The 15,655-nt window shown below is 62.0% G+C and carries 16 protein-coding genes and 1 tRNA gene; 8 read left to right on the top strand and 9 right to left on the bottom strand.

The window, feature by feature from the left end; translation table 11 throughout:
- Nucleotides 1-30: 30 nt before the first annotated feature.
- The 3 genes from SB772_RS17500 to SB772_RS17490 form a co-directional block, all read right to left on the bottom strand.
- The gene (locus tag SB772_RS17500) at nt 31-477 is read right to left on the bottom strand and encodes a very short patch repair endonuclease (RefSeq protein ID WP_410834485.1); all 447 of its coding nucleotides are present in this window, start codon (nt 475-477) and stop codon (nt 31-33) included.
- A 50-nt stretch (nt 478-527) separates the two neighbouring features.
- A complete protein-coding gene (gene dcm / locus SB772_RS17495) occupies nt 528-1,802 on the bottom strand; it encodes a DNA (cytosine-5-)-methyltransferase (protein WP_410834484.1) in 1,275 nt (424 codons plus the stop codon).
- Between the two features lie 267 nt (nt 1,803-2,069).
- The gene (locus SB772_RS17490; RefSeq protein WP_410834483.1) at nt 2,070-2,405 is read right to left on the bottom strand and encodes a hypothetical protein; all 336 of its coding nucleotides are present in this window, start codon (nt 2,403-2,405) and stop codon (nt 2,070-2,072) included.
- 236 nt (nt 2,406-2,641) lie between these two features.
- Here SB772_RS17490 and SB772_RS17485 point away from each other — a divergent pair, with 236 nt between their 5' ends.
- The 3 genes from SB772_RS17485 to SB772_RS17475 all read left to right on the top strand — a co-directional run bounded on the left by SB772_RS17485 (nt 2,642) and on the right by SB772_RS17475 (nt 4,579).
- Nucleotides 2,642-2,863, top strand: coding sequence for a hypothetical protein (locus SB772_RS17485; protein ID WP_410834482.1), 222 nt, complete (start codon nt 2,642-2,644; stop codon nt 2,861-2,863).
- A gap of 189 nt (nt 2,864-3,052) precedes the next feature.
- Complete coding sequence (locus tag SB772_RS17480) at nt 3,053-3,757, top strand: glutathione S-transferase N-terminal domain-containing protein (RefSeq protein WP_410834481.1); 705 nt, start codon at nt 3,053-3,055, stop codon at nt 3,755-3,757.
- Nucleotides 3,758-4,252: 495 nt separating this feature from the next.
- Complete coding sequence (locus tag SB772_RS17475; protein WP_410834480.1) at nt 4,253-4,579, top strand: DUF4148 domain-containing protein; 327 nt, start codon at nt 4,253-4,255, stop codon at nt 4,577-4,579.
- A 237-nt stretch (nt 4,580-4,816) separates the two neighbouring features.
- On the opposite strand, the gene SB772_RS17470 is transcribed toward SB772_RS17475, so the two are convergent.
- The 4 genes from SB772_RS17470 to SB772_RS17455 all read right to left on the bottom strand — a co-directional run bounded on the left by SB772_RS17470 (nt 4,817) and on the right by SB772_RS17455 (nt 5,929).
- A complete protein-coding gene (locus SB772_RS17470) occupies nt 4,817-4,954 on the bottom strand; it encodes a hypothetical protein (protein WP_410834479.1) in 138 nt (45 codons plus the stop codon).
- Nucleotides 4,951-5,334, bottom strand: a complete 384-nt coding sequence (locus SB772_RS17465) for a hypothetical protein (protein WP_410834478.1) — start codon at nt 5,332-5,334, stop codon at nt 4,951-4,953. The genes SB772_RS17470 and SB772_RS17465 overlap by 4 nt, the downstream gene beginning before the upstream one ends.
- A gap of 96 nt (nt 5,335-5,430) precedes the next feature.
- Nucleotides 5,431-5,505 (bottom strand) — tRNA-Arg (locus tag SB772_RS17460).
- 232 nt (nt 5,506-5,737) lie between these two features.
- A complete protein-coding gene (locus tag SB772_RS17455) occupies nt 5,738-5,929 on the bottom strand; it encodes a rubredoxin (RefSeq protein ID WP_410834477.1) in 192 nt (63 codons plus the stop codon).
- A gap of 323 nt (nt 5,930-6,252) precedes the next feature.
- Between SB772_RS17455 and SB772_RS17450 the strand changes: the two genes are divergently transcribed.
- Complete coding sequence (locus SB772_RS17450) at nt 6,253-6,654, top strand: DUF4399 domain-containing protein (RefSeq protein WP_410834476.1); 402 nt, start codon at nt 6,253-6,255, stop codon at nt 6,652-6,654.
- Between the two features lie 171 nt (nt 6,655-6,825).
- Nucleotides 6,826-8,748 carry an ATP-binding cassette domain-containing protein gene (locus SB772_RS17445; RefSeq protein WP_410834475.1) on the top strand — a complete coding sequence of 641 codons (1,923 nt, stop codon included), beginning with the start codon at nt 6,826-6,828 and terminating at the stop codon, nt 8,746-8,748.
- Nucleotides 8,749-8,795: 47 nt separating this feature from the next.
- Here SB772_RS17445 and SB772_RS17440 read toward each other — a convergent pair whose 3' ends face one another.
- Nucleotides 8,796-9,089, bottom strand: a complete 294-nt coding sequence (locus SB772_RS17440; protein WP_410834474.1) for a hypothetical protein — start codon at nt 9,087-9,089, stop codon at nt 8,796-8,798.
- 54 nt (nt 9,090-9,143) lie between these two features.
- Between SB772_RS17440 and SB772_RS17435 the strand changes: the two genes are divergently transcribed.
- From SB772_RS17435 to SB772_RS17425, 3 genes are all read left to right on the top strand, one after another.
- Nucleotides 9,144-11,129, top strand: coding sequence for a DNA topoisomerase IV subunit B (locus tag SB772_RS17435; protein ID WP_410834473.1), 1,986 nt, complete (start codon nt 9,144-9,146; stop codon nt 11,127-11,129).
- A 62-nt stretch (nt 11,130-11,191) separates the two neighbouring features.
- Entirely contained in the window at nt 11,192-13,516 is a 2,325-nt protein-coding gene (gene parC / locus SB772_RS17430; protein ID WP_410834472.1) for a DNA topoisomerase IV subunit A, read from the top strand.
- 256 nt (nt 13,517-13,772) lie between these two features.
- Nucleotides 13,773-14,231 (top strand): CopD family protein, encoded by a 459-nt coding sequence (locus SB772_RS17425; protein WP_410834471.1) that lies wholly within the window; start codon nt 13,773-13,775, stop codon nt 14,229-14,231.
- Nucleotides 14,232-14,321: 90 nt separating this feature from the next.
- Here the strand turns inward: SB772_RS17425 and SB772_RS17420 are convergent, their stop codons facing one another.
- A complete protein-coding gene (locus SB772_RS17420) occupies nt 14,322-15,530 on the bottom strand; it encodes a chromate transporter (RefSeq protein ID WP_410834470.1) in 1,209 nt (402 codons plus the stop codon).
- Nucleotides 15,531-15,655 lie beyond the last annotated feature (125 nt).

Below are 15,655 nucleotides of genomic sequence, written 5' to 3'. Positions count from 1 at the left end.
CGCTCGAACCGGGCAGGCTACAAGCGACTTTCAGCCGCGTTCCTCGAAGCTCGGCGCGTCGCTGCGGAGCCACTCGACGAGCCGTTGCAACACGCCTTCGATATCGCGATTGGCACCGCGTAAAGCGCATTCCCACACCACCGCGACGCGCCAGCCGCTCGCGAGCAATGCTTGCTGGACCTTGTCGTCGTTGCTGCGGTTGCGGCCGATCTTGTCGCGCCAGAAATCCGGCCGGGTTTGCGGCCACTTGAACAGGTGGCAGTCATGGCCGTGCCAGAAACAGCCGTGCACCAGCACGACGGCGCGGTAGCGCGGCAGCACGATATCCGGTCGGCCCGGCAGATCGCGGGCGTCGAGCCGAAAGCGGAAGCCCTGGCCGTGCAGCAGGCTGCGGATCAGGATCTCCGGCTTCGTGTTGCGGCCGCGAATGCCGGACATCATCCGGCTGCGCGTCGCGCTATCGACGATATCGACCATCGTTAAGGCTCAGATAGCTTGGGTTTGCTCGGGTTTGCCTTTCAGGCAGCTTAGGCGTACAGCGAGAGGGCTTGAGCCGAACCATGCCGCGTCTCCTCTGCGAGCAGGGATTGCACGTGCGGCAGCATGATGCGCGCCACTTCCCGCATTACGGGCATCACGACGCTGTTGCCGAACTGGCGATAGGCCTGCGTGTCGCTGACGGGAATCCGGAACGTGTCGGGAAAGCCCATCAGCCGTGCGCATTCGCGTGGCGTCAGGCGCCGCGGGCGCAACTTCTCGCCCTGATAGACCAGAATCTCCGATCCGTCCTTGTGATAGCGCGCGGATAGTGTGCGCGCGACGCTGTCCGGATAAGCCATGCCGAAGCCGAAGCCATTACCCGCCGCGCGATGTTTCGCCGCGTAGTTTTGCAGATAGGTCCAGAGGTTTGAGGTGAGCGTGTACTTCGGTTGAACGCGCCGGTTGGCGTGGTCGAAGAAGCGGTCATGATCCCAGGGCAAATCCGGTTCACTGCCGTCGGTGCGGTGCAGGATCGCGCCGAGACGCGGGCCGTTTTCCGGCAAATGCAGATCGTCCCATGAGAACGAGGTTTTGCCGCGAAAGCCGACGATGATGATCCGCTCGCGATGCTGCGGCGTGAAGTGCTGGCCATCGACCACCCGGTAATGCACCTCGTAGCCGAGCTCGTCGCGCAGCGTCTGCAGGATCACGTCGAAGGTACGGCCTTTGTCGTGCGAGAGCAGATTCTTCACATTCTCCAGCAGGAACGCGGCAGGGCGCTTCGCCGCGATGATCCGCGCGACGTCGAAAAACAGCGTGCCCTGGGTCGTGCACTCGAAGCCGTGCGGCCGGCCGAGCGCGTTTTTCTTGCTGACGCCGGCGATCGAAAACGGCTGGCAGGGGAAGCCGCCGAGCAGCACGTCGTGGCTCGGCACCGCTTCGGCGGGGAAGGAGACGATGTCGCCGATCAGCGCGTGGTCGGCACCGCCCGGGTAGTTCTCGCGATACGTCCTGGTGGAAAAATCGTTCCACTCGCTCGTGAACACACAGGCGCCGCCGTGCGCTTCGAAACCCATGCGAATGCCGCCGATGCCGGCGAACAGATCGATGAAGCGGAAACTGGCGTCGCCGTTAGCCGCGCCGGCGCTGCTGGTGTGCAGCAAATCGCGCAAGGCCGGTTCGAGCATCGCCGGACACGGTGTTTCGCCTTTTTCCCAGCGACGCACCGTCTTGATGTCTTTGCCGACGTGCGCGGCGATTTCGCGTTGAGTAAAGCGGGCGCGCGCCTGCTTTAGCAGTTCGAGCGGTGCGGCGAGGGTCACGAGCGTCCTTGCTGGGAATTTTTGCGGACATTATGACCTAATGTCGTCCCATTTTTCCTGTTTTTGCGGACGATGGGTAGAAAATATCCGAGTTGAACGGGTGGATTTTCGACGATATGCGAATGTCACAATTGGCCGTGTAGGCTTACAGTGTGACGCGAATTCCCTGCGTTGCGACGTGTTGTGGCCGCGGCGTAGTTCGCGGCCTTTTTTTATGCGCGGGAGGTGCCGGAAGGAGGCGCCGCAGAGCGGGCTTCGGAGCAGGCGTCAGATCTGGCCGATGGCCGGCGATGATGCATTCACCGCGCGGGCGGCGGGCCGCAAATCGTGTTGCGCCACCGTGTCCCAGGCCGGCTGGATAGCCGAAGCGTCGAACTCGTCGATTTGCAGCAACAGACTGTCGATTGCGCGCAACTGCGCGTGAGACAGGTTGCCGGTATCGAGTAGCTGAAACAGACGCTTGCGCCAGTAGGTGGCCGGCAAAATCGGGCCACCCAGATCGCCCTGTAAAGACGGCTGCATCACGTGTCCAATATGCGCGATGTCCTGATCGATCAGCGCCGTTTGAGATAACCCCGTCGGCGTATTGAGTATGCGGTCCATAGGATCCTCCATGGCGTCTTAACGGCAGACTGCTACGGGACTTTAGGCTTTTTAGAAATATTTTTGTGGTCGCTTCGAGGGGCGTAAGCGTTGAGTATACCGGTTGCTCGCTCGGGATACTGGCGGCCGCATGTCGTCAGCCGAACTGGCCTGGGAGTAACCCGGGTTCGGCGCGGCGCGCACTCCGTGCGCCGTGCGCTGCCTTTAGACTTGGCGCATCCAACAGGAGGTGCGCCATGACACCCGGAAAAATGCTTTCGATGTTCGAACGGCAGTACCTGGAGGGCAAGGCGCCCGTCGATCTCGAATCCACCTGCGCGAGCTTCGCCAACTGGCTGGCGGCGGCTTGGGAACAACTCGACGGCGAGCAGAGGACGCTCTTGACGACAGTCGGCGCGGCCTTGTGGCGCGAAGGATATGACCTGCGCGCCGGGAGCGCGACCAAAGATTTGTGGTGAGCCTTGGGGAGGCGCGTCGCGTGGCCACACTCGCAGTGGGGCGTTCTGCGGCGGCGTCGCACGCGCTGCGCTGAGTCGGTTTATATTTGGCGATCCTGCTTCAGGGACCGCTTTCGGGGACTGCTGTCGAGCCCCGCGCCAATTTCCGATTTTCAGCCGCAACTCTCGTACAAGGGTTACACCATCACCATGACCGATCTGTCCGCGTTCCCCATCACGAACAAATGGCTTGCTGAGCATCCGGACCGGATTCAGCTCTACTCGCTGCCAACGCCTAATGGCGTGAAGGTATCGATCATGCTCGAAGAAACCGGCCTGCCGTATGAACCGCATCTCGTGCGTTTCGATACGAACGATCAGATGACGCCCGAGTTTCTGTCGTTGAATCCGAACAACAAGATTCCGGCGATCATCGATCCGAACGGCCCGGACGGCAAACCGCTGCCCCTGTTCGAATCCGGCGCGATTCTGATTTATCTCGCGGACAAGAGCGGCCAGTTGATTCCGAAAGATGCCGCAGGCCGCTATGAAGCGATCCAGTGGGTGATGTTCCAGATGGGCGGGATCGGTCCGATGTTCGGCCAGCTCGGTTTCTTCCACAAGTTCGCCGGCAAGGAGTACGAAGACAAGCGGCCGCGCGACCGTTATGTCGCGGAGTCGAAGCGTTTGCTCGGCGTGCTGGAGCAGCGGCTCGACGGACGCGACTGGATCATGGGCGACAGATACTCGATCGCCGATATCGCGACCTTCCCATGGGTGCGCAATCTCATCGGCTTCTATGAAGCAGGGGATCTGGTCGGGATTCAGGATTTCCCGAATGTGAAGCGAGCGCTGGCGGCATTCGTCGCGCGTCCGGCGGTGGCGAAGGGGCTGGAGATTCCGAGGCGCGCGTGATTTTCAAACGTGACCCGGTCAATGCTGCCCGGCGTTCAGCAGCATCCAGATTTGTCGCGGCGGGGGGCCGGCGACGATGCGCGCAAACGCGGCACCGCAACGGATGCAGGTGAAGTGTTGCTCGGCTTGGGCGTCCTTCACCGCTCCGGCGGCGTTCAATGTCAGGTTGTCGTGTGGCTCGACCGTCGACGGCTGTCCGTATAGTTCCGCGCACGGCGCGCATGGTTGTATCCAGAGTTCCATTTGCTGAGCAGGTTTAGGTCATCGTACCCAAGCGCGCGCCGAACTGCTTCACCATCGAAAGGCCGAGCCGTTCGGCGCGGGTGTTGTCGTCGGAGCTGTGATGATCCGGCATCGCTATTGTGGCGTTTACAGCAACAGTGATTTCATGACTTAGGTATTTACCCTGATTCTGGTCCCTCCTAGACTGCGTTCATGGGTTACAGACAAGCGTGTCTGTCACGCCACATAAAACAATCTCTGGAGGTGGTTATCATGAAATCGCTCATCAAAGCTGTCGCTGTTGCACTCGTTCTCGCCGCTCCGGTCGCATCGTTCGCGCAATCGAACGGTCCCGTGACGCGCGCTCAGGTTCGTGCGGATCTCGTCCAGATCGAAAAAGCGGGTTATCGACCCGCCGCCGGTAAAGACCCGCACTACCCGGCAGATATCCAGGCAGCCGAAGCACGCGTCGCTGCACAAAATGATAACGCGCAAACCAGCGGCTATGGTTCGGCGACCGAAGGCTCGTCGCAGTCGGGCGGCCGTACCGAGACGACGGTCAGTTCCTACTCGGCACCGGTGGTTAACGTCGGCCACTGATCGATACCAGTGCTGAGGTCGGTGCATCATGCGTCGACTGGGTCCGTATCAACGCAAAGCAGGCTCGCTCTCACTGGGGACGCGGGCCTGTTTTGTCATTATCAGTACTCCTCCGCCGTCGGGTTCCCGACGGCTTCGCCCGGCTTCTTCTGTCCGGGCGTTTTTTCAGGTTGATGACCGTTTGCTGCGCTGTATTTCTTTCGGAGGCGTGTGGGGGGCAGCGGGGCCGGCTAGTGTTTAATGGTGGCAGTGCGTCTCCCAGTGGTGGTGGACCCGAACCTTGTGACATACGCGGTAGTGGTCATAGGCGAATGCCGGCGCAATCGAGCAGAGCGTGACGGCCGCTGCGGCAAGGGCAAGGATGGATTTCTTCATGATGTTGCTCTCTGTTCACGGTAAACCGACGTCAGCAGGCGCGGACGCTCTTCATTGCATGGGAGTGAAATGATCTTCTGTGTCCCTGGTGCTGACGTGTCTTGCTGCATGACCTGGTCGTCATCAAAGCGGACGGTCGAATGCCGGGGCTTCTCCTGTCCTAAGCGTGTCGCGCGGTCGAAATGATTGGCGCCTATGACGAACACAGCGATCACACTGAGTCCTGCGACTACTGAAAGATCACGAGAGATTTTCATTTTCCACCGCGCAAAAGATACGTGATGGAACGTTAATCTCAGTTGCTTGGTGGAACGTTTAACAATTGCAAAATCGGCCTGAGATCCTTGCGGCTGGGGCTTTGCGCGCGATCGGTCAGCCATGCAGTCGAGTGTTGATACATGTGACAAAAAAAAGCCCCGCAGCGCAAGGCGTGCAGGGCATTTTTAGGCAAACTTGGGTGACGCTGGGAAGCTAGGTGGTCCCCCCGACAGGAATCGAACCTGTATCTAGCGCTTAGGAGGCACTTGTTCTATCCATTGAACTACGGGGAGAGGACCGAACTGAAATCATCGCTTCAATCCTGCCGGCGGACAAGATCCGCGGGGATCGGGCGAGTCCAAATTCGCCAGCGCGCGCAGAGTATATCAAACACGCCCGAGCGGGAGGAGGGCAGCGAAGCCCTTCCCCAAAATGCAAACGGCCCAGCAGACATCACCCGCCGGGCCGTTCAGACCGCCAATGCGCCGCACTCAAGCAGTGCATCACCGGCTCAACCCAGCGAAATCAGAACTCCACCACCGCAAACTCCGCCTTGCTCACATCGCATAACGGGCAGCGCCAGTCGTCGGGAATCGCGGCGAAACGCGTGCCCGGCACGATGCCTTCTTCGGGCAGACCTTCTTCCTCGTTGTAGATCCAGCCGCAAATCAGGCAGACCCAGCTCTTGTGTTCAGTCACTTCAATTACTTCACTCACGACGCACTCTTTCTCGGTTCGATACAACAATCCGCCCATTCTGCCCCTTTTTGGGGCGGTGGCGGCGACCCGCAATAGTACCGGAATTTGCCAAACGGACCTCTGGATACGACGTCGCAGCGCCGCAAAATGGCCCGGCGAAACGTCCGGCGTCGCCGCGAATCGTGTCACGCACTCGGTGTATGCTTCTGAGCCGCGGCCTATGTTGAAACCGTTCATGCCCGGCGCATGGCGCCCTTTGCGACGGTGGCGCCCAGCACATCATGCCGCCGCGGCTGTCCGGCACGCAGCGCGTCAAGCCGCTTTCTTCAAAGGAGAAGACGATGTTTAAAAACAAATGGTTGACCGGTGCCGTGCTGGCCGGGTTGTTGGCCGCATCGGGCGTGGCGCAGGCCGAAGGCGTGTCGTTCGTGCAGCCCAAGGACGGTGCAACCGTCAGCAATCCGGTGCACGTGGTGTTTGGCGTCGACGGCATGAAGATCGCGCCGGCCGGCACGATGACCGAGGGCACGGGCCATCATCATCTGTTGATCGACGGCAAGCCGCTTCCCAAAGGACAAGTCATTCCCGCCGACGACCATTCGCTCCACTTCGGCAAAGGCCAGACCGAAACCGATCTGACGTTGCCGCCGGGCAACCACACGCTGACCCTGCAGTTCGGCGACGGTGTGCACCGTTCGTATGGCCCGGAATGGAGCCAAACCATCACGGTTCACGTGAAGTAATCTTTCCATACGACGCTGCCTGGCGTGCAAGCTCCGTCCGGCAGCGTTCTGGCGCTCAGTATTCGTTTCGCAAGCCGGCCATTTGGCCTATCTCGTCCGGCATACAGGCAGCCGCCCGTGCGCCCGGTACAATGAGCAGTTCCGACTCATCGCTGTCTTCTCCAATTCTCCATGTCGCTTTACACCATTACCGGAGCCCAACTGGCGTTCGGTCACGTCGCGTTGCTCGATCACGCGGATTTTTCTCTCGAAGCGGGCGAACGCGTCGGGCTGATCGGCCGCAATGGCGCCGGCAAGTCGTCGCTGCTGAAGATCGTTGCCGATCTGACCAAGCCGGACGACGGCCTCGTCACGCGCCAGCAGAATCTGACCACGGTCTATGTGCCGCAGGAGCCGGAGTTCGATACGGACGACACCGTGTTCGAGGCCGTCGCCGCCGGCCTGACCCACGCGCGCGCGCTGCTGGATGAATACGACGCGGTCGCCAATCAGCTCGCGGACCAGCCGGAAGGCCCGGAGCACGATGAGCTGATGTCGCGGATGAACACGCTGCAATCGTCGCTTGACCATTCGGACGCCTGGAACTGGAGCACGCGCGTGGCCACCACGCTGCAGCAGATCGGTCTGAACGGCGAGGCGCGGGTCGGTTCGCTGTCGGGCGGGATGCAAAAGCGCGTCGCGCTGGCGCGCGCGTTGGTCGTGCAGCCGGACGTGCTGCTGCTCGACGAGCCGACCAACCACCTGGACTTCGACGGCATTCGCTGGCTCGAAGAACTGCTGGTCTCGCTGCGAGCTGGACTGCTCTTTATTACGCACGATCGCGCGTTTCTCGACCGTGTCGCCACGCGGATCATTGAACTAGATCGCGGACGTCTGCTGTCGTATCCAGGCAATTTCTCGGCCTACCAGACGCGCAAGGCGCAGCAGCTTGAAGTCGAGCAAGTCGAAGCGGCCAAGTTCGACAAGCTGCTCGCACAGGAGGAAGTGTGGATTCGCAAGGGCGTCGAAGCGCGCCGTACGCGCAGCGTCGGCCGGATCGCGCGGCTCGTGCAGATGCGCAACGAGCGCGCCGAGCGCCGCAACGTGCAGGGCAACGTCAAGCTCGACGTCGGGCAGGGCGAGAAGTCCGGCAAAATCGTCGCGGAATTGACCGACGTGACCAAGCGCTACGGTGCGCACACGGTGGTCGACAACTTCACGGCCACGGTAATGCGCGGCGACAAGATCGGCTTTGTCGGGCCGAACGGCGCCGGCAAGACCACGTTGCTGAAGATGATCCTCGGCGAATTGCCGCCGGACGAAGGCACGGTGCGCGTCGGCACCAATCTGCAGGTTGCATACTTCGACCAGATGCGCGCGCAGCTGGATCTGGAAAAGAGCCTTGCCGACACGATCAGCCCGGGCAGCGAGTGGGTCGAAGTCAACGGCCAGAAAAAACACGTGATGAGCTACCTCGGCGACTTCCTGTTCGCGCCGGAGCGTGCACGTTCGCCGGTCAAGTCGCTGTCGGGCGGCGAGCGCAATCGCCTGCTGCTCGCGCGTCTGTTCGCGCGGCCGGCCAACGTGCTGGTGCTCGACGAACCGACCAACGACCTCGACATCCCCACGCTCGAACTGCTCGAAGAACTGCTCACCGAATACGACGGCACCGTGCTGCTGGTCAGCCACGATCGCGCGTTTCTGGATAACGTCGTGACTTCGGTGATCGCGTCAGAGGGCGGGGGCAAGTGGCGCGAATATGTCGGCGGCTTTACCGACTGGCAGATTCAGCGCGGCCGTTCGCAGCAGATGGCGCAGGGCGCGCAAAAAGAAGCAGCGAAGGAAGTGGCGGCGAAAGACGGCGGAGCGGGCCGCAACACGCAGCGCACCGCCAGGCTGTCGTTCAAGGAGCAGCGCGAACTCGATGCGCTGCCGGCGAAAATCGCCGCGCTCGAAGCCGAGCAGAAAACCATCGGCGCGCAACTCGAAGAGGGTTCGGTTTTCGCGAAAGACCCGCAGGAAGGCACGCGTCTGACCGAGCGCTACGCAGCGATCGACGAAGAATTGCTGATCGCGCTGGAACGTTGGGACGAACTGGAAAACAAGCGCAAATGACGCGCGAGGGCGGCGTCGGCGCGTGTCCCCTCAGAGTCGCATGCGGATCACATGCTGGTCACAAAAAGAGACGCTCCCTGAGCGCCGCCCCTTATCCGAACGGCCAATCCTGCACGCCGTGAATTGCCGCCCGTATCGAAATCAGTAAAATACCCCGCGAACAGGCTTCCCCCGGCGTTCGCACCGGCGCTGACGTAGCCGGGCTGTACAGCCGGCATCGAGCGGTCGTCGAGCGCGCCGAAGGGGAGCGAGGCGACAAAACAGCTTGCCCGCCCCGCGGGCACCCCACCTAACCCCGTTGTTTCGTTTCGCTTTTTTTGAAAACTCAACGCATTGTCCACGGACCTGTCCACAGGACCTGTGGACAACGATGAACCGACGGACCCGAGTCAACCATGTCTACGAAAAAGCCAAACGCCGCGTATAGCGAAGCGTCGATCAAGGTGTTGAAGGGCCTGGAGCCGGTCAAGCAACGGCCCGGGATGTACACCCGCACCGAGAATCCGCTGCACATCATTCAGGAAGTCATCGACAACGCGTCGGACGAGGCCCTCGGCGGCCACGGCCGGCAAATCACGGTCACGCTGCACGTCGACCATTCGGTCTCGGTCGAAGACGACGGCCGCGGCATTCCATTTGGCCTGCATCCGGAAGAAGGCGTGCCGGTCGTCGAGATCGTCTTTACGCGTCTGCACGCGGGCGGCAAGTTCGATAAAGCCGCCGGCGGCGCGTACACGTTCTCGGGCGGCCTGCATGGCGTCGGCGTGTCGGTCACCAACGCGCTGTCCACGCGCCTCGACGTCACCGTGTGGCGCGACGGCAAAGTCGCCGGGTTGAGTTTCGCCAACGGCGACGTCGCCAAGGAACTCGAAGTGCGACCCGCCGCGCGTAGCGACAAGAAGTCCGGCACGCGCGTCACCGCTTGGGCCAATCCGAAATACTTCGATTCGCCGAACCTGCCGCTCGGCGAATTGCAACGTCTGCTGCGTTCGAAAGCGGTGCTGCTGCCGGGCGTCGAAGTCACGCTGATCAACGAAAAAACCGGCGAGCAGCAAAGCTGGAAATACGAAGACGGTTTGCGCGGCTATCTGCTCGAAGGCATGAACGGCGGCGATCTGCTGATTCCTCTTTTTGAAGGTGAGCGTTATGTAGAAAACGCGCGCACCAGCGAAGAGACTTTCGCGGAAGGCGAGGGCGCGACATGGGTCGTCGCGTGGAGCGAAGAAGGTCCGCTTATGCGCGAGTCGTACGTCAATCTGATTCCGACACCGGCAGGCGGCACGCATGAATCCGGTTTGCGCGACGGCCTGTTCCAGGCGGTGAAGAGCTTCGTCGAATTGCATAACCTGCAACCGAAGGGCGTCAAGCTGCTCGCCGAAGACGTGTTCGCGCGCGTGTCGTTCGTGCTGTCGGCGAAGGTGCTCGATCCGCAGTTCCAAGGGCAGATCAAGGAGCGCCTGAATAGCCGCGATGCGGTGAAGCTGGTGTCGTCGTTCGCGCGTCCGGCGCTTGAACTCTGGTTGAATCAGCACGTCGAGCACGGCAAGAAACTCGCCGATCTCGTCATCAAGCAGGCGCAGGCACGTACCCGCGCCGGACAAAAAGTCGAGAAGCGCAAGAGCTCGGGCGTGGCCGTCCTGCCGGGCAAGCTGACCGATTGCGAATCGACGGAAATCGGCCGCAACGAGTTGTTCCTGGTCGAAGGCGATTCGGCGGGCGGCTCGGCGAAGATGGGGCGCGACAAGGAATATCAGGCGATCCTGCCGCTGCGCGGCAAGGTGCTGAACACGTGGGAAACCGAGCGCGACCGTCTGTTCGCGAACAACGAAGTGCACGACATTTCGGTGGCGATCGGTGTCGATCCGCATAGCCCGGACGACAAGATCGACCTGTCGAATCTGCGCTACGGCAAGATCTGTATCTTGTCGGACGCCGACGTGGACGGCTCGCATATTCAGGTGCTGTTGCTCACGCTGTTCTTCAAGCACTTCCCGCAACTGATCGAGCGCGGTCACGTATGCGTGGCGCGTCCGCCGCTGTTTCGCGTCGATGCGCCCGCGCGCGGCAAGAAACCGGCGCAGAAACTTTACGCGCTCGACGAAGGCGAACTCGAAGCGATCATCGACAAGCTGCGCAAAGACGGTGTGCGCGAAACGCAGTGGTCCATCAGCCGCTTCAAGGGCCTCGGCGAAATGAGCGCGGAGCAGTTGTGGGACACCACGATGAACCCGGACACGCGGCGTCTGACGCCGGTGGCGCTCGGCGAACTCGACTACGACGCCACGGTCGCGCGCATGACGATGCTGATGGGCAAGGGCGAAGCAGCGTCGCGGCGCAGCTGGCTGGAAGAAAAGGGCAACGAAGTGGAAGCGGACATCTGAGCGCGCGGGTAGCGCCTCGGTTCGCAAAGCAACTTCACGCCAAACACGGATACGGAATCTAGATGGACGACGATAACACTCTCGACCTTTTCACCGAGCCACCGCCGCCGGAAGGCGACTTCCTGACGCTCGGCAACTACGCGGAACGCCAGTACCTCGACTACGCGGTGAGCGTGGTCAAGGGCCGCGCGCTGCCTGACGTGTGCGACGGCCAGAAGCCGGTGCAGCGCCGTATTCTGTTCGCGATGAACGAGATGGGCCTCGGCGACAACGCGCAGCCGGTCAAGTCGGCACGCGTGGTCGGCGACGTGCTCGGTAAGTATCACCCGCACGGCGACCAGTCGGCGTACGACGCACTCGTGCGCCTCGCGCAAGACTTTTCCATGCGCTATCCGCTGATCGACGGCCAAGGCAACTTCGGTTCGCGCGATGGCGACGGCGCAGCGGCAATGCGTTACACCGAAGCGCGCCTCACGCCGATCGCGAAGCTGCTGCTCGACGAAATCGACCAGGGCACGGTCGACTTCATGAAAAACTACGACGGCAAGGAAGATGAGCCGAAGCAACTGCCCGCGCGCTTGCCGTTTGCGTTGCTGAACGGCGCATCAGGCATCGCGGTGGGTCTTGCGACAGAAATCCCATCGCACAACCTGCGCGAAGTTGCAGCGGCCGCGGTGGCGATGATCCGCAATCCGAAGATCCAGCATGCCGAACTGATGCAGCACATCGCGGGTCCGGATTTCCCGGGCGGCGGCCAGATCATTTCGAGCGAAGCGGAAATCTCTGCTGCGTACGAAAGCGGCCGCGGCAGTCTGAAGGTGCGCGCACGCTGGAAGATCGAGGAGCTCGCGCGCGGCCAGTGGCAACTCGTCATCAGCGAACTGCCACCGAATACGTCCGCGCAGAAGGTGCTCGAAGAAATCGAAGAGCAGACCAATCCGAAGATCAAGCTCGGCAAGAAGGCGCTCACGCCCGAACAGTTGCAGACCAAGCAGACCATGCTTGCACTGCTCGACGCCGTGCGCGACGAATCGGGCCGGGATGCGCCGGTGCGTCTCGTGTTCGAGCCGAAGTCGAGCCGCATCGATCAAACCGAGTTCGTCAATTCACTGCTCGCGCATACGAGCCTCGAATCGAATGCCTCGCTCAATCTGGTGATGGTCGGCGGCGACGGCAGGCCGCGTCAGAAGGGGCTGAGCGAAATCCTGCACGAGTGGGTCGCGTTCCGCTTCGCGACGGTCACGCGCCGCACGCGCCATCGTTTGACGAAGGTCGACGACCGGATTCACATCCTCGAAGGCCGGATGATCGTCTTTTTGAATATCGACGAAGTCATCCGCATCATTCGCGAGTCGGACGAACCGAAGGTCGCGTTGATGGCCGCGTTCGGCTTGTCCGACCGCCAGGCCGAGGACATTCTTGAAATCCGCTTGCGTCAGTTGGCGCGGCTCGAGAAGATCAAGATCGAGAAGGAGTTGTCCGAATTGCGCGACGAGAAGGCCAAGCTCGAAGAACTGCTCGGCAGCGAATCGGCGATGAAGCGTCTGCTCATCAAGGAAATCGAAGGCGACGCGAAGCAATACGGCGACGAGCGTCGCACGCTGATCCAGCAGGAAAAGCGCGCAACCTTCGAAGCGCGCGTGGTCGACGAGCCGGTCACGGTGGTGGTGTCGCAAAAGGGCTGGGTGCGCGCGCTAAAGGGCCATGGGCTGGATACCGCGGGCTTCACGTTCAAGGCCGGCGACGGGCTCTATGCGGCATTCCAGTGCCGCACGCCGGATACGCTGGTCGCGTGGGGCAGCAATGGCCGCGTCTATTCGGTTGCCGTTGCCACGCTGCCGGGCGGGCGCGGCGACGGCGTGCCGGTCACGTCGCTGATCGAACTCGAGTCGGGCAGTCATTTGATGCATTACTACGCGGCGTCGGCGGATCAGGCGCTGCTGCTCGCGTCGAGCAACGGCTTTGGCTTTATCGCCAAGGTCGGCGATATGGTGAGCCGCGTGAAGGCCGGCAAGTCGTTCATGACGATCGACGCGGGCGCCGCGCCGCTCGCGCCGATGCCGATGCTGCCGGATGCGACGCATATCGCGTGTCTGTCCTCGGGCGGGCGTCTGCTGGCGTTCGGCCTCGACGAGATGAAGACGCTGTCGGGCGGTGGGCGCGGCGTCACGCTGATGGCGCTCGACGATAATGAAACGTTGGTGCAGGCGCTGGCGATCAACAATGCGGGCGTCGTGTTGATCGGCACGCGCCGTGGCGGCCGCGTCGACGAGGAGAAGCTGAGCGGCGCCGCACTCTCATCGCATATCGGCAAGCGGGCGCGCAAGGGGCGTGCGCCTGAGAGCAAGATGAAGCTCGATGGCATGCGTCCGGTATTGGCCGCTTAACCCAGGAAAGCAAATGTAGGAACGCGGCGCGCGCTAGAGCTTGAGTTGCACTTCAAGCGCGTGCCGTGTGCAGTAGAAATTCGGGGGTGCGGCGCCGTCGCGCAAGTGGGCGCGCTGCAATAACAACTACAAAGATTGTCAGGAAAGCGGCTGGTGCATGGAACTGCGTGTACAGTGCGCGGTCGAACGCGCTCAATAGCCGCTGCCAATATCATTCGTCGTAAGCGGCGTGGCGTCGTCGGGAGAGGAAAACAACATGAACAAAGCTATCGAACTCGCGCTCTTTCTGCATTTGCTTGCCGTTGCCGTATGGGTCGGCGGAATGGTGTTCGCGCATTTCTGTTTGCGTCCGGCGCTTGCCGATCTTTCGCCGCAACTGCGCTTGCCGCTGTGGGAATCGGTGTTCAGTCGCTTCTTCAATTGGGTCGCCGCGGCCGTGCTGGTGATTCTGCTCACCGGCGGTTTTTTGCTGATGCAATTCGGCGGCGGTCACGCCACGTGGCCGTTGCATGCGATGGCCGGCCTCGGCATCGTGATGATGCTGATCTTCGGACATATCCGCTTCGCGGTGTTCCCGCGCATTCGCCGTGCGGTGCAGGCGCAGAAATGGCCGGACGGCGCGCAGGCAGTCGGCACGATCCGCCGTCTGGTGCTGATCAATATCGTGCTGGGCGTCGTGACGATCGGTGTTGCCGTGCTGTCGCGCGGGTTCTGAAGCCCGGCTTATAAGGTTCCGGCTTTGTGAAGCCACGGTTGTGAAGCCACGGTTGTGAAGCCACGGTTGTAAAGCGCGGGCCGGCGAAACCTACGGTATGGCGCCGTAGGCAAGCCACAGGCCGCACGCCACGGCCACCGTTCCGTACACCACGTACACCGGCAGCTTGAGCTTCGCAAAGCACATGCCGGAGAACAGTGCGGTCAACAGATACTCCAGTTTGAACGGCACATGGGCCGCAATGCGCAGTACCGCTACCACGAGAAATGCGGTCGTCACCGCGCGCAAGATCCGCATGCCATGCTCGAAACGCGGATTGGCCTTCAACTGATGCAGATGGCGCTGCGCCAGCACCACGAGACAACCCGACGGCACAAATAGCGCGAGCGTGGCAATCAGCGCACCCAGCCAGCCGTCCACCAGATAGCCGAAGAACGGCACCACATTCAGCAGCGGCCCGGGCGACAGCGGCGATAGCGAGAACGCCAGCGTAAAGTCGTTATCCGACACGCCGATCGCCGGCGTGACGAACAGTGTCTTGAGCACCGGCAACGCGGAGAAGCCGCCGCCGAACAGCGTCATGCCCGCTCCCGCGAGACGCGGCCACAGCAGCGCCAGTTCATAGCGATGCGGCAGCGGCAACGCAAACAACACCAGCAACATGCACAGAGCGGCCAGCAATTGCCAGTCGCCGCGCGCGATCGATACGACAATGCGCGCATTGCGAGCCGGGCTAACCAGCCAGCCGGCGCCGAACGCCGCGCCGAGCATCACCACATAGGCGGCAGGACTGCGCGCATAGAAGAGCGCCACGCAGCCGAGCGCCGCCGCGGTCCATTCGAGCTTGCCGCGCATCAGCGCGCGCGTCTGTTTATACCAGGTGATCGCGATCAGCGTCGCCAGCACGACGCTGAAGTGATTGAGCAAGGTCTGCGAAGCGGCTGCGCGCATGACCGGCGTGCGGTAGAAGATCGCGAACAGCGTCATCAGCATGAAGAAGGGCAGCACGCTCGCGACGCCCGCCACCCAGGCGCCGGCGCGTCCACGCAACGCATGTCCGACTTGCACGGCGACATTGCAGCCGACCGGCCCGGGCACCATCCAGGCGAGCGCGATCAGATCGGAAAATGCCACGCGTGAAAGCCGGCCTTCACGTTCGACGTAGTGGTTCTCGAGCTGGGCCATCAGCGCGAGACCGCCCCACGACAGCGCCGACAGGCCGAACACGACCCGGAACAGCGTCCATAGCGGTTCCCGTTTCCCTCGTCTGGCTGCATCCTGGCTCGTGATCGTCTGCATGGCGCTGCGGGCGCCCGGCCCGCACCCCCTATGGGATCGTTGTTATGTCAGCGTCGGTGCGGCCGGCGTGCCGGCATCGCGCTGTGCCGCGGTACAGCGTGAATGTAGCCGGTTTTGTGGTGGCG

Source organism: Paraburkholderia sp. SIMBA_030, from assembly GCF_046535245.1.
GTDB lineage: Bacteria > Pseudomonadota > Gammaproteobacteria > Burkholderiales > Burkholderiaceae > Paraburkholderia.
This window is presented reverse-complemented; position numbering and strand designations above follow the sequence as displayed.